The following is a 14582-nucleotide window of genomic DNA, read 5'->3' as shown; positions in this document are numbered from 1 at the left end:
GCCGCACCGCGACGGCCAACACAACCCAGCCGGTAACGCGGCTGGGTTTTTTATTGCGCTGCGATTGAATGCCCAGATGCCATCGCACTGCCAGCCGTTTTCCTGGCCTACACGTGCCACCAGGATGATGGCGGACGCTCTCATTCCACAGCAGACCCTGGCGCATGCGTGAACCGAACTTCCTTGCTGCCGCCCTGTTGGCAGCCTGCCTGCTGGTTGGCTGCGCACCGCGCCGCCCCGGCGAGGTACCGGCGCTGGTGCACGCGCCCGATGCGCGTGCAGAGGTGGTGCAGACGACAGCCGGCCCGGTGCGCGGGGTGGCCAGTGCACAGGGTCGCGCGTTCCTGGGCGTGCCGTTCGCAGCGCCGCCGGTAGGTGCACTGCGCTTTCGCGCACCGCAACCGCCAGCCGCATGGACCCAGGTCCGCGACGCCACCCAGGCCGGCCCGGCCTGCCTGCCGCGCTATCGCTTCGGGCAGAAGCATGTTTCCGAAGATTGCCTCACGCTCAATGTCTACGCACCGCCCGGCCCGGCACCTGCGCATCCACGCGCGGTGATGGTGTGGATCTATGGCGGCGCGCTGGAGCTGGGCAGCAATGTCGACTACGACCTGAGCGCGTTGGCTGCACGCCAGGATGTCGTTGTGGTGGCACCCAACTATCGGCTGGGCGTGTTCGGTTTCTACGCACATCCAGGCCTGCGTGACGAAGGCGAAGGCGCCTATGCATTGCTCGACCAGCAGGCGGCCTTGCGCTGGGTGCAGGGCAATATCGCCGCATTCGGCGGCGATGCGCGCAATGTCACCGTGTTCGGTGAATCGGCCGGTGGATGGAGCATCTGTTATCAGCTCGCTTCGCCCGGCGCGGCGGGATTGTTTCAACGCGCCATCCTGCAAAGCGGCAGTTGCCTGGCGAGCGATTCCAGCGTGCCGCAGCGCGAGGCAGAAAGTGGCGGCGTACGCATGGCGCAACGCGTGGGTTGCGCGCGCACGCGCGATGTGGCCGCCTGCCTGCGCGCATTGCCGGCCGAAAGGCTGGCCGATGCAGCACCCCAGCGGCGTGGCCTGACCGGCAGCGACGCGTGGGCGCCGATGTCCGGTGGCCAGGCATTGCCGCTGCCACCGGCCGCGGCAATCGCCAGCGGCCAGCATGCGCAGGTGCCGGTACTGCTCGGCACCAATCGCGACGAAGGGCGCTTGTTTGCGCAACTGCTGTCCTACATCGGCAAGCTCAACCTGCGCAGCGGATACGAAGCGCGCGTACAACGCATGCATGCCTCGCCTGCCCCGGTCCTGACGCAATATGCAGCCGTTGCCGCGCAATCGCGCTGGGAAGCGTTCGCCGACATCGTGACTGATGGCGGCTTCGCCTGCCCCGCACGCCGGCTGGGGCAGGCATTGCGCACGCATGCGCCGGTGTACGCCTACGAGTTCGACGACCCGCACGCGCCGTACGGTCTGTTACGCCTGCCGTTTTCGCCTGCATTGGGCGCTTTCCATGCCGCCGAACTGGTGTATCTGTTTCAGCGTCCGTGGGTACTCAGTGGCCAGGCGCAGTTCAGTCCGGCGCAGCACGCGTTTGCCAATACGCTGCAGGATTACTGGGGTGCATTCGCGCGCACCGGCGATCCCAACGGTAGCGGGCGGCCGCCGTGGCCGCGCTTTGATGGCGACGCGCCGCTGACGCTGTCGCCGCACAGGATCGGCGCCACGCCCGACTTCGTGCAGCGTCATCGATGTGCATTCTGGGATGCGCGTGCAGACACTGCGACAACATCGGTGCAGCCATCGTCGCAGTGACAAGGCCACCGGTGTGATGCGGCCGTCACCCATTCCAACAAGACAGGAGCCCATCATGTCCGAATCGTCTTTATCCTCCTGCGCGCAGGTGCGCCTGCGCAACGGGCGTCACGTGCCTGCGTTAGGTCTGGGCTCCTGGAACCTGGGCCAGGGCCGGCATGCGCCCGAGCAGGAAATTGAAGCGCTGCAACTCGGTCAGCAATTGGGCATGCAGCTGATCGACACTGCCGAGATGTACGGCAATGGGCGCGCCGAGCAATTGATCGGTCAGGCCATCGGCCGCACGCAACCGCCCTACGTGGTGTCCAAGGTGTTGCCCGGCAATGCCAGTGCACGCGGGATTGCCCGCGCCTGCGAAGCCAGCCTGCAACGGCTGGGCGTGCGCGCATTGGATCTGTATCTGCTGCACTGGCGTGGCGGCAGCGATCTGGCCGAAGTGGTGGATGCGTTCGAAGCGCTCCGCGATGCCGGCAAGATCCGCGATTGGGGCGTATCGAACTTCGATGTCGATGACATGGAAGAGCTCTGGGCAATCGATGGCGGCTCGCGCTGCCTGGTCAACCAGGTGCTGTATCACGCCGGCAGCCGCGGCATCGAGTTCGACCTGCTGCCATGGTGCGCCGCGCACGAGGTGGTGGTGATGGCGTATTCGCCGCTTGGCAGCCGCTCGTTGCTGGATCATCCGGTCCTGCACGCCATCGGCGAGCGTCGCGGCGTTGCAGCCACCGCGGTGGCGCTGGCGTGGGCGATCCACAGCGGCAATGTCATCGCCATTCCCGAATCTGGAACGCCGGCGCATGTGCGTGCCAACGCCGCGGCGTGCACGCTGCAATTGCACGCAGACGATCTTGCCGAGATCGATCGCGCCTTCGCGCCGCCTACGCGCAAACAGCCGCTCGATCTTCTGTAAGACTCAGCAAGGTCGCGCCCGCTTGTTTGCGCATCTGCGTGGCGACGCGCGTGGCGTGATCGATGCAACACATGCAACTGCGACGTCGCGCAATGTTTGCGACGTATGTGAGTTTTCGTTCGCAAGCAGACACATGCAATTAACAGCGCCACTCCCAGGCTTTATGGCTCAGCCCGCATCCCAAGCCCGCCACAGTGGAGTTTCCATGGCCAAGTCCCCCAGCAAATCCGCGCAGGTCCCTGCCCTTGCACCTGTCAGCGCCACCGTCGATGGGTCGCGCGGTACTGGCGATGAGTTGCACCAGAAGGCAGGCGGCACGCACCCGCAACTGACCACCAACCAGGGCATTCCTGTCGGTGACAACCAGAACTCGCTCCGCGCCACGCCGCGCGGCCCGACGTTGCTGGAAGATTTCATCCTGCGCGAAAAGATCACCCACTTCGATCACGAACGCATTCCCGAACGCATCGTGCATGCGCGCGGCAGTGCCGCGCACGGCTACTTCGAACTCACCAAGTCGTTGAGCCAGTACACCACCGCCAAGATCTTTACCGAGGTTGGCGAAAAAACTCCGTTGTTTACGCGTTTTTCCACTGTCGCAGGTGGCGCCGGCTCGGTGGATACGCCGCGCGATGTGCGCGGCTTCGCGGTGAAGTTCTACACCAAGGAAGGCAATTGGGATCTGGTCGGCAACAATATCCCGGTGTTCTTCATCCAGGATGCGATGAAATTCCCGGACCTGATTCATGCGGTGAAGATGGAGCCGGACCGTGGTTTCCCCCAGGCTGCCAGCGCGCACGACACGTTCTGGGATTTCATTTCGCTGACACCCGAATCGATGCACATGGTGATGTGGGCGATGAGCGACCGCACCATCCCGCGCTCGCTACGCATGATCGAAGGGTTCGGCATCCACAGCTTCCGGTTCCTCAATGACAAGGGCGAAAGCACCTTCGTCAAGTTCCATTGGCGCCCCAAGCTGGGCCTGCAATCGACCATCTGGGACGAGGCGGTCAAGATCGCCGGCGCCGATCAGGATTTCCACCGCCGCGACCTGTTCGAAGCGATCCAGAACGGCGATTTCCCCGAATGGGAACTCGGCGTGCAGTTGTTCACCGAAGCGCAGGCAGCAACGTTCCCGTTCGATCATCTGGATTCGACCAAGGTCATTCCCGAGGAGCTGGTGCCGTTGCAGATCGTCGGCCGCATGGTGCTCGACCGCTGGCCGGACAACTTCTTTGCCGAAACCGAGCAGGTTGCCTACTGCCCGGCCAACATCGTGCCCGGCATCGACTTCAGCAACGACCCGCTGCTGCAAGGCCGCCTGTTCTCGTATCTGGATACGCAGCTGAGCCGTCTGGGCGGGCCGAATTTCCATCAGATTCCGGTCAACGCGCCCAAGTGCCCGTTCGCCAACAACCAGCGCGATGGTCACATGCAGATGGGCGTGCCCAAGGGCCGCGTCGCCTATGAGCCCAGCTCGCTGCAGGCCGATGCGCCGCGTGAAGCGCTGCGTGGCTTCCCCAGCCACGCAACTCCTGCCGAAGAAGGTGCCAAGGGCCGCGTACGCGCAGAAAGCTTCGCCGATCACTACAGCCAGGCGCGCCTATTCTTCCGCAGCCAGACCGCACCGGAACAGGCGCATATCGCCTCGGCATTGGTGTTCGAACTGTCGAAGGTGGAGACCGCTTACGTGCGCGAGGCCATCGTGGGGCATCTGCGCCACATCGACCAGGAGCTGGCGCAGCGTGTGGCCGATGGCATGGGCATGACCGCCCTGCCGCCAGCACCGCCGGCGGCAGTGGCGCCGATCGACATGCCGCTCTCGCCTGCCTTGCAGGTCATCGGCAAGATGAAGGACACCTTGAAAGGGCGCACGGTGGGCATCCTGATTCACGATGGCTCGGACGCAGCGGCAATCAAGGCAGTTCGCAAGGCGGCCGAAGCTGCAGGCGCGACGGTCAAGATCGTTGCGCCGAAACTCGGCGGCGCCAAGCTTAGCGACGGCAAGCAGTTGGCCGCCGATGGGCAACTGGCGGGCACGCCCTCGGTGGTCTTCGATGCGGTGGCGGTGCTGCTGTCCTCGGAGGCGGCCAAACTGCTGACACGTGAATCGGCGGCATTGGATTTCGTGAGCTTTGCCTGGGCGCATCTGAAGGCCATCGCGTTCGACGAAGGCGCGCAGGTGTTGTTGAAGGCCGGCAACGTGGGCAAGGATGCGGGCGTCGTTCCCGCTGCCGATACCAAGGCATTCATCACCGCAGCAAAAACCCGCCAATGGGCACGCGAGCCGAAGGTGCGCATGCTGGCGTAACCGCACCCAGGGAAGCTCCAATAACCCGGGTTAAAACCGAGGGACGGCACACCGGCTGCACTGGAGCGCTACGTCCCTCGGCTTTCGCCGCTACCACGCGTTTGCGGAGTAGCGGCAAGTACGGCGCGCCATTCCCACGGCAGGCGTCGATTGTTTTGTTTTAGCCGAAGCTTCGATAGCGCAAGCAGCATGAGCATCCACGCGATGTTCGCGACAAGCCGCGATAGAAGGCCCTGACGCAAGCGACTTTACATGTCGCGCGCGTCCAAGGCCGCGTGTGTCGTGTCCGGATAACGTCGATGATGACGCTCGGTCGATATTCGCTTACCGGATGACGATTACGCCAAATGGAGTTGCTCGGAATTGGCCACATTGCAAAATGTGCCGCTGGTTATTGGAGCACGGTATGGAATCCCGTATCACCCCGACCTCTGGTGCAGCAAGCTTGCCGCTCCCTGCGACCGATGACGCGGCGTTACCACGCGACCCGGCAACGGCCGACGATCGGCAACATGGCACTGACGCACGATTGGCTGGACTAACGCCACGCCGCAGCATGGCTCGGGCCGGCGCAGCCCCCGCGCCCGATTGCATGACGCCGGACACCGCGTGCACCAGGAGCATACGTGCGCCTGCCTCGGCTCCCGGCGTAAACCGGCCGGATAAGCCCATATTCTCGGTTATGCGGCCTGTCGCGTTTCTCTCAACCAAGGCCGGCATTGGCGGCCATGAACCGATGCGCCTGTCTGGAAGTGCTGTCGTCTTCTCGCGCTCCAAGGCGACATTGGGAGGCAGCGATGTTGGCATGGTCGGGATGCTCGATGGCCAGGAACACCTCGTCAAAACCGGAATTTCGCGAAGCCTGCTGGGTCAAGCAGTGGCCTGTTGCGCGAAAGGGCAAGTCGAGAAGGCCACCAAGCGTTTGGGCTACATCGTTGGCTCTGCAGCCAGGCTGCTTGAAGGCGCCATAGACAAGCAGGCCACGCAGCAACGGCTGACACTGGCCTTCCATGCCTTTCTCGATACCGAAAAAGGCAAAGAAATGGCGGAAAAGGCCAAGACAGGGGCATTGGATATCGACGATGTCTGCAGGATTCACGACAGCCTGGTGGCCGCTGATCCTCGATTACGCAATCCCCTTGGCATCCCCATCCTGTTCGACGTCATCAACGTCGCTGCCGCCCAGGATCTGGTCAATGCGCTGCAGGAATGCTATCTGTCGCGGCAACACATTCCGGACTCATCGCTGCTGACACTGCCCAGCAACGCCTTGATCGCCTCGCGACTCATCCATGATGCACAGCCGCTGGACACGTTCCTGACTAAAGCGTTTCTGCCGCCTGAGGTTTCGCTTGCACAGGCCAAGCAAGCCGCTGCCCGTGTCGAAAGCGCCGCGCCCGACAGCGGTGCGCAGGCGGATGAACTGGCCGAAGACCGCGCGCTGCTTGCGCGGATTAACGATCCGGTCAATCTCCGTGCAGGCAAACAGGCATTGGTCGACACACTGCGCCACAACGGTCTGGACGGGCTGTTCGCATCGTTGCTGGTCAGGCTGACCCTGGGTGAAGCGTCTGATCTTGGCCCGGACAATATGCTGGTCGTTTCCGGGGAAGATGCACGCCACAAGGTCATCAGCATCGACGTGACCGGCTTTCGCTACGATCGGGAGCAGGATGTGCCGTCAGATCCACGCTTTCGGCATGGTTGGGGAGACGTCATTCGGGCCCCGGCAAGCGCGCTGGACGTGCTGCTTCATAAAAGCGTGATGAGCGATCGTTATGCGACAGGCCTGAAGAGCGTGCATGCCATGGTCATCCAGGCCATAGGCGAGGCGCTTGACGGGCAAGCCAGGCCCGAAGTGGAAATGGTCAAGCAGTGGTACGCCGCGCTCGACGTGAACTCCGCCACGGCGTCCTTGCGTTCGTTGGGCGATCAATTGAAAGGCATGTCTGCCGCAGGTTGGATGCCCGATGCCGCGCTGGTGAACCAGGTGTTGGCACGCAATTCTTCTTTCCTCAACAACGTGGTTCAAACATCCCGGAAATGACGGCTGCGACCAGCGCGTTCACTGGCTAGGGCGTTTTAGACCGGCTTTCTTCCTGCGAGGCATTGGCATACAAACAGACCCCAAGCTCCCCGCCTGCCGGATCGCCTCTCTCAGATGCTTACCGGTCGCAGGTCCTTGCCAGACCCGCTGCAACTGGCCAGTCACGTTAAGTGATTCGTGCAGCTCCGAGACCTTTGCTGCGGGGATCTCTTTGCTTGGAGAGGACAGACTCAGTGCCCTTTCTACTGGTGCCCACCAGCACCAGCCACCAAAAGCTGGCCAAGCAGCTTGGAGCCGATGGTTGCCCGGTGCACCTTGGCGCCGGTATTGCCGAGGGCGCGCATCACCTCTTCCCAGCGTGCGCCTAGGTTGACCTCCCTGGCCGTCTTCAGGTGGACGGCGGTCAACTCCTTGTAGTGAAGCGCGCGCACACCAGCGGAAGTCACCGATTTGTCGGTATGTATGTGGACGAACCAGGGCGCAGGATTGTCTCCATTGGACTGCGGCGTGTGCTCGATACGCACTTCGAATAGTCTGCCACGGTCGCCACGGTCGCCCTCTGAACGAAGCAGGTTCGGCGCCGTGACGCGTGCCAGTCCATTCATGGCCAACAGGCGCTCCAGATGCAGCGCGCGTGGCTGCGGATCGGTCTTGAGCGCATCGGCTTCGCGCCGTTCGAAATCTTGCTCGATCCTCTGGAGAAGACGCAGCCGCGTGTCGAGTTGTTCGATGCGCTCGTCGCCTGCACGGAGCTTGCCTTTGAGCTGCAGCAAGCGCTCACTCGATCCGAACCAGCCCTGCATGCGGGTCCTGGCAAAATCGAAGGCCGTCGCCGCGTCATGTCTGGAGTCGCCGATGAGGCGCTCTACGTCGACGGTGTCCTTGCCAAGGCGCTTGGCAAGCGCGATGAAATCGCCGCCGAATTCTGCCACTGGCAACGTCTCCAAGCGTGTGCTTCTCAGTACCTCGTCGGCCTGCTTTTGCGCAGCGCTGCGCTCATCGACGACCCGCTGCGCGGGCGCTGCCGCCAGCTGGACACATCAGGCGTGCGCGTGCGCGTCTTACGTGACCTGCTCGATTTGCCTGCGCTCGTTGTCGGCACGCTTGTGGTGAGCGACGCCGGTCGCTGTTCGGGCGAAGCCACTGCCGCGCCAATCAGCTGTCTGTCCTGGACGGCGAACTGGCACATGTCAACGATCGCTTGGCGTTGGTCGGTTAGCGCCTGTGCAAGATCGAGCATTGTTGCCCATAGATGATCCCTGGCATGCCCCCCTTCCTCGATGAGCGCGGCGGCATCCACACACAGCTGCATCCCTGCTCGGCCGCGCATCTCGGCGTAGTCGACGACCACGCTCTTGTACATGGCCAGCCTCTCCGGTGTCAGCGAGTGCCCGGTCGAGGACATGCATTCGAGATGGACCTCGACCACATGCCTGAGCGCTTCACCCACCTCGGCATGGCGAAGGCTGTCGATTTCTTCGAGCTCTCTCAGCCGGTCAATCACCTCGAACAGGCCGTACTGGTAGGCCTGATCGTAAAGTTTCTTCGAGTGTATTTCGACGAGTATCCCGCGGACGGTCTGCATCCGCTCATGGCACGACCCCATCATCGCCCTCGCGACCGGCAGATTGTTCCTGAGCGCATCGGACGGCCTCAGCCCCGTCATCGGCGACTTGACGCGCTGGCAAACCTCTTCCATGGCTGCAAGGGCATCAAGAAGATGCGCGCGCAACGCAAGCCATGGTTCCGGTTGCTGCTGACGGATGGCGTCGGCGGACAACACCACCAACTCGGCCCTTTGATTGGGGACATGGCCCAATTCCTTGATCAGTTTCCGCTCGAGCATCTGCTCGCATGAACCGTAGTGAAGGGATGCAGCCACGGCCAGATGCGACACCACGTAATTCTCATGCTCTGCGATGCCGGCAAGCGGCATACGTTTTTGGATCTTCAGCTCGGCCAGCGCCTGCAATGCTTGTCGACCCGATTCGATCGCGGACGTTCCGGACCGGAGTCTTGCTTCCAGTACCCTGATATCCGATGTTTCGGTCGGCGCTAATTCTTTGGTCAAATCGTTGAAGCGTCGCAGCCTGGACGAGGCCCTGCTCAATACCTCGAAGGGATCTGGTCTTTGCGGGACGGACGGCCCGGCAAAGAGCGCCGCCATGACGTCCTGGGCATTGGATGCCGCCGGAGGATTGGCTCTGGAGGCCCGGCCCAGTCTTTGCGGCCTGACCGCAAGCCCGCCGAGTTGCGCGGAGACCGTCACGCTATCGGCAGGCGCGCTGGTGGCCGCTCCCGAGCCCGATGGTGTCGATGCGGCTTGAATCAATTGCGCGGGATCCGGTGAGGCCTGCTTGGTCGATCCAATCTTAGGCACGGTGCATCCTCCGATATGGCCGCTCGCACACGGCATTCTGATATCCCCCCGTCACGACATCTGCATGGAACGTGAGGGTGTCGCACACCAAACCTAGCGAGCGGGCAGCGAAGCGTGTTGCCGATGCGTAGAGCAGTCGCCGCGTCACCTATGCATGGTGCGCGATCCGTCTGCCTTATCGTGCTGCATATTGCAGTGCCTGCGTCGCTCGCTGATGAAACCGATATTTTTCATCGTTCAATTACACGTGACGTGCGCAGCGAATACGTATTGCCGTTTCAACATAAGAAACTCGACCGACTCGCTTGTCGATATGCCTGACATCGCCGCCGTAGTAAACCACCGAACGCTGCGCTGTTCGCATGCCGCGCGAATGCTTGGTGACTGATACGAAGACACCCGGCTGCGCACGCCTTTATTCAATGACCAGACAACGCGATCAAGGCAGCTCCCCGATCATTTGTGCACCTATCAATACCGGTTACCGCATCCGACGCCCTTGGGAGCGTGTCATGGACTTTGAGGTGACTGCGCAGCATCCTGTGGCGCGTCGAGACGAGGCAAGGGCCTTGCATGGGCTGCCCCTTTGCAAGGCGCGCAACGCGGTATCGGCGCGCAACAGGGCGCTTGTTTGAAGCACCTCATCAGGCAGTTCAAGAGAATTCAGGCTCAACTCACGTCTCGTGCAGGCACGTTGAGATTGCCCCGCATCTACACTGTTTCGGCTGAAAACTGCTGCGCATTCGCCAATGCACGATATTCGCGCGGCGTCATGCCCACCGCTTGCTTGAATTGCCGCGCGAACGCGCTTTGATCGCTGAAGCCGCACGCGTGGCCGATTTCGGTGAGGCTCTTGTTCCCGTGCAGCAGGTGCATCGCCATCTGCAGGCGCAGCTTGGCCAATACCTGTTGCGGCGTGAGCTGGAAGACCTTGCGGAACGAGCGTTGCAGCTTGGACATGGAAAACCCGGTGATCTCCACCAGAGCCTGCATGCGGACGTTCTGCGCGTAATTGGCGTTGAGATACGCCAGCGCAAGTCGCAGCTTTTCGTATTGCGATTCGTGCCCGTCCTGCGGGCCCAGATCGCGCGAGATGCCGATGATGCCCTGCACCTTGCCATTCACCACCAACGGCCGCTTGCAGGTCAGGCACCAGCCAGGCTCACGGTTGGCGAACAGGTGGAGCTCCAGCAGGTTGTCGATCACCTCGCCGGCCAGCACCTGCTCGTCCTGATTGGCGTAATTGGCGCCCAGTCCGCTGGGATAGACCTCGGCAACACGCTTGCCGATCAGGTCCTTGCGCGATTTCAGCCCCAGCCGCCGCAGCATGGTCTGGTTGACGTGGGTGTAGCGGCCCTCGCGATCCTTGACGAAGAACAACACGTCCGGCACCGCATCGAACAACGCTTCAAGATCGGCAGGATCGATGCTCTTCATGCGAGAGGGTTCATGCAGGGCAAGGTGCTCGAGACCGGGAAAAGCGCATCAAACCAGGTGTGCGATCGAAACGATCCGACCCTGCCGCGACATGATACGCCGCAGGCGCGATCGGCCTGCGGCCGGAGGACTCAGCGCGCGTTGTTGCCTGCGTCCACTGCCGCCGGTGCAGGCTTGGCATCTCCCGCCGCAGCGGTCGGGTTACCGATGCGATCCAGCGGCACCTGTCGCGCACGCCAGCTCTGCACCACCGCCGCACCGGCCTGTGAGCCCACCTGCACGCGCAGCCGCGCGCTGCCGCCGGGCGCAATGAACTCGATCTCACAGTCGCCAGCAGCCATGCAGCTATCGGCCGCAAGGGGATCCACCAGCTGCCAGCCTTGCTCCATCACTGCCTGGGCGAACGCGCGATACCCCATGCCGGATTTCAGCACGGCCGGCAATGGCACGCTCGCATCGCCGCCTAGCTCGGACGACGCAGCCGCCGCCACCGGGGCGCGCGCAGGCGCAACGGCGGGCCGCGACGCGGCGCCCAGGGCGGGACTGCAGATCAGGGCGATTGCCCACAATGCGGGGCGGAACGACGTGCGCATGCAAACGGTCCTTGCGGTCCTGGCAGGGAACTGGGAAGAGGAAGATGCGCTAGTTTGACATGCCTGTGATGCGCTGCGGCAATCGCATTTGGGATGCATTGGCCCGTGATCCGGACGGCGGCGTTGCAGCCGGTTCACGCCAAGCGTGCTCATCCAGTGCGCGTGATGTCGTTGGAACTGCCAACGCTTCAGGTCGATAGTCGTCGCCGGCATCGGTCATTGCGACCGCGGGCGGAGGCATCGATACCAGCGCGCCCACCGCCGTGCCGGTCGCCATCGTCGCACGCAAGCTGCATCATTGCGGTTTGCTCGCGGAGTTTTCGATGGCCATCGCCAACGCTTCAACCACGACGTCTTCACCGTATGCAGTCGGCCAGCTGTGGCGCTGCCGCGGGCGCAGTGCCGCCGAAACGCCGCTGTTGCTGATCAACCAGATCGATACGCATCCGCAGGGTGGCCAGATCCTGCATGTGACCATCAGCGACGTCCAGGTGCGTCATGCGGGAATGCTCAACGGGACGCTGGACACGCTGCCGCACATACCGGTCATTGCACAGACGCTGGAGCGCAGCGCTGCCGAACATGTCGGCGACAGCACGCCCAATCAGGCCTATCTGCCCGGGTATGCCGAGTGGAAGGCGGCGTTCGACGCCGGGCGTGCCGGCTCGTTCGGGATTGCGGTGTCGGAAATTCTGGACATCGTGGAAGGCCAGCTGGCCAAGCGCGGCTAGCACCGAGCAGATGTCAGGTGGGCATGGACCGCCGGGAAGAATGCAGTGCACGCACGGCAGATGGGATGTGGAATAACGGCAGCGTGCCTCTGGCAGTGCGCACAACCGCTCGCTAGCATTCCAGCCGCAACGGGCAGGATGCGACTGCCGAACGGTGACTTCGACAGCGCCCATCACCCAGAGAACGCAATCGCTCAAGCAACCGACACGCCGCGCCTGGCGGCGTGTCGGTCGTTCATCACTGGCCGATATGCTGCTTCAGCCAGCCATTGACGGTGTCATGCCACAAGATGCTGTTATCCGGCTTGAGCACCCAGTGGTTCTCGTCCGGGAAATACAGGAACTTGGAATCGATGCCCTTGCGCTGCAGCGCGGTGAACGCAGCCAGGCCCTGTTCGACCGGAATGCGGAAATCCTGCTGACCGTGGATGACCAGCATCGGCACCTTCCACTTGTCCACGTGCAGCACCGGGTTGAACTTCTCGTAACCGGCCGGGTTCTGCCACGGCGTGCCGCCGTTTTCCCACTCGCTGAACCAGAGTTCCTCGGTGGCATAGCCCATGGTGCGGTTGTCGAACACGCCGTCGTGGTCGACCAGGCACTTCCATGGTTGATTCCAGTTGCCCGCCAACCAATAGACCATGTAGCCGCCATAGCTGGCGCCCAATGCGCAGGCCTTGTCGCCGTTGAGGAAGCCGTATTGCTTCTGCGCGGCGGCCCAGCCTTTTTGCAGATCTTCCAGCGGGCGGTCGCCCCAATGCTGGCTGATGGCGTCGGTGAACTCCTGGCCGTAGCCGGTGGAGCCGTGGAAGTCGATCATCACCACCGCATAGCCCTGCCCGGCGTAGGTCTGCGGATTCCAGCGGTTGCTCCAGCCATTGCCGAAGCTGCCCTGCGGGCCGCCGTGGATCAGGAACGCCACCGGATAGGTCTTGCCCTGCTGATAGTTGTACGGCTTGACCACGTAGCCATGCACGGTGTCGTTGTTCCAGCCCTTGAACTGGAACTGCTCGTAATCGCCGAACTGCACGTCGGGCAGCATTTCGCCAGCGCTCTGGCTGATCGCGCGCAGGCCCTGGCCTTGCGCATCGCTGACGAAGACCTGGTCGCCGCTCTTGAGCGAGCTGCGCGTAAACGCCAGCGTATTGCCGGCCAGCGTCGGGGCGTGCACGCTGCCCTCGCCCACCAGCTTGGTCGCCTCGCCGCTGGCGATATCGATCTTGAACAGCGGATGCTCGCCGAGATCATCGGCACTGGTGTACAGGCTGCTGCCGTCGGCGCTCAGCACGATTTCGCCGGCCGAGCGGTCCCACTTCGGCGCGATCTCGCGGGTCTTGCCGCTGGCCACATCCATCGCCATCAGGCCGAAGCGGTCGGCCTCGAAGCCCGGGCGCTTCATGGCGCGGTAGTACAGGGTCTTGCCGTCGGTGCTGAACACCGGGCCGGCATCCCAGGCCGGGTTGGCCGCGGTCAGGTTGACCGGCGCGGACTTGCCGCTCGCATCCAGGCGGTACAGATCGAAGTTGGTCTGCCAGGGCTCGTCGTTGCCGGTGGGCTTGCCGCCGGCCTTGGGGTTCTTCCCTGCTTCCGGGCCATGCGGCTGCGGAATGCGCACGCTGGCCACCACGCTGCTGCCGTCGGGCGACCAGGTGTAATCGTCGTTGCCACCGAACGGCTTAGACGGCGCGTCGCCGGCCAGCGTGGCGCTGATCGCCGATGCCCCGACCACTGCCTTCGCACCAGCCGCAGGCAACTCGGCCACGAACAAGGTATTGCGGCGACCATCGTTCCAGGTGTCCCAATGACGCACGAACAACTGGTCGTACACCACGCCGCTGGCCTTGTTGTTCTTGAGCTCGCCCAGCTTCTTCTTGGTGCAGCCCAGGTCCGAACCGCAGTCCTGGAACACCCCCGCGCTGAAGGCGATGCGCTTGCCGTCCGGCGAGAGCTTGTAGCTGTCCACGTCTACTGCAAATGCGGTGAGTTGCTGCGGGGTGCCGCCGGCCATCGGCTGCGCGTAGAGCTGCTGGCTGCCGGATTTGCTGCTGAGGAAGTACACCGTCTTGCCGTCCGGCGACAACGTCGGGCTGTTGACGTTCCATCCTTCCGGGGTGAGCCGCTTGGGCGGCGCCAGATCGCGCGTACGCAGATTGCGCACCCACAGGCTGGTGGCCGGCTTGCCATTGGCGGTCTTGGCCTGGCGCTTGGCGAACAGCACCACGCTGCCATCCGGGCTGAGCGTGGGCGAGGACACCCGGTCCAGCGCCACCATGTCGCGCACATCGAAACCGCGCGCGGCGGCAAGGCTTGGCAAGGCAGCCAGCAAACACAAGGGCAATACGGCGTGACGCAGCTTCATCGAGATCTCCGG

8 protein-coding genes and 1 pseudogene are annotated in these 14582 nt (G+C 63.2%); 5 read left to right on the top strand and 4 right to left on the bottom strand.

Annotated features, from left to right (window positions below; all coding sequences use genetic code 11):
- The first annotated feature begins 164 nt into the window (after window positions 1-164).
- From FLG15_RS05770 to FLG15_RS05750, 4 genes are all read left to right on the top strand, one after another.
- Window positions 165-1799 carry a carboxylesterase/lipase family protein gene (locus FLG15_RS05770; protein WP_150145668.1) on the top strand — a complete coding sequence of 545 codons (1635 nt, stop codon included), beginning with the start codon at window positions 165-167 and terminating at the stop codon, window positions 1797-1799.
- A 55-nt stretch (window positions 1800-1854) separates the two neighbouring features.
- Window positions 1855-2709: an aldo/keto reductase gene (locus tag FLG15_RS05765; protein ID WP_057677411.1), complete on the top strand. Its 855-nt coding sequence runs from the start codon at window positions 1855-1857 to the stop codon at window positions 2707-2709.
- 205 nt (window positions 2710-2914) lie between these two features.
- Window positions 2915-5023 carry a catalase gene (locus FLG15_RS05760; RefSeq protein WP_150145666.1) on the top strand — a complete coding sequence of 703 codons (2109 nt, stop codon included), beginning with the start codon at window positions 2915-2917 and terminating at the stop codon, window positions 5021-5023.
- A gap of 814 nt (window positions 5024-5837) precedes the next feature.
- A complete protein-coding gene (locus FLG15_RS05750) occupies window positions 5838-7070 on the top strand; it encodes a type III secretion system effector protein (protein WP_150147580.1) in 1233 nt (410 codons plus the stop codon).
- A 242-nt stretch (window positions 7071-7312) separates the two neighbouring features.
- Here FLG15_RS05750 and xopP read toward each other — a convergent pair.
- From xopP to FLG15_RS05725, 3 genes and pseudogenes are all read right to left on the bottom strand, one after another.
- Window positions 7313-9450: pseudogene (gene xopP / locus FLG15_RS23350) on the bottom strand (type III secretion system effector XopP).
- Between the two features lie 711 nt (window positions 9451-10161).
- On the bottom strand, window positions 10162-10887 hold the full coding sequence (locus FLG15_RS05730) for an AraC family transcriptional regulator (protein ID WP_057677416.1): 726 nt from the start codon (window positions 10885-10887) through the stop codon (window positions 10162-10164).
- Window positions 10888-11018: 131 nt separating this feature from the next.
- Window positions 11019-11480 (bottom strand): hypothetical protein, encoded by a 462-nt coding sequence (locus FLG15_RS05725; protein ID WP_057677417.1) that lies wholly within the window; start codon window positions 11478-11480, stop codon window positions 11019-11021.
- A gap of 323 nt (window positions 11481-11803) precedes the next feature.
- On the opposite strand from FLG15_RS05725, the gene FLG15_RS05720 reads away from it, so the two are divergent.
- Window positions 11804-12211 carry a hypothetical protein gene (locus FLG15_RS05720; RefSeq protein ID WP_209228663.1) on the top strand — a complete coding sequence of 136 codons (408 nt, stop codon included), beginning with the start codon at window positions 11804-11806 and terminating at the stop codon, window positions 12209-12211.
- A 238-nt stretch (window positions 12212-12449) separates the two neighbouring features.
- On the opposite strand, the gene FLG15_RS05715 is transcribed toward FLG15_RS05720, so the two are convergent.
- Window positions 12450-14570: an alpha/beta hydrolase family protein gene (locus FLG15_RS05715; protein WP_057677419.1), complete on the bottom strand. Its 2121-nt coding sequence runs from the start codon at window positions 14568-14570 to the stop codon at window positions 12450-12452.
- Window positions 14571-14582: the final 12 nt, after the last annotated feature.

The sequence above is a fragment of the Xanthomonas phaseoli pv. dieffenbachiae genome (assembly GCF_008639345.1).
Lineage (GTDB): Bacteria > Pseudomonadota > Gammaproteobacteria > Xanthomonadales > Xanthomonadaceae > Xanthomonas > Xanthomonas phaseoli.
This window is presented reverse-complemented; position numbering and strand designations above follow the sequence as displayed.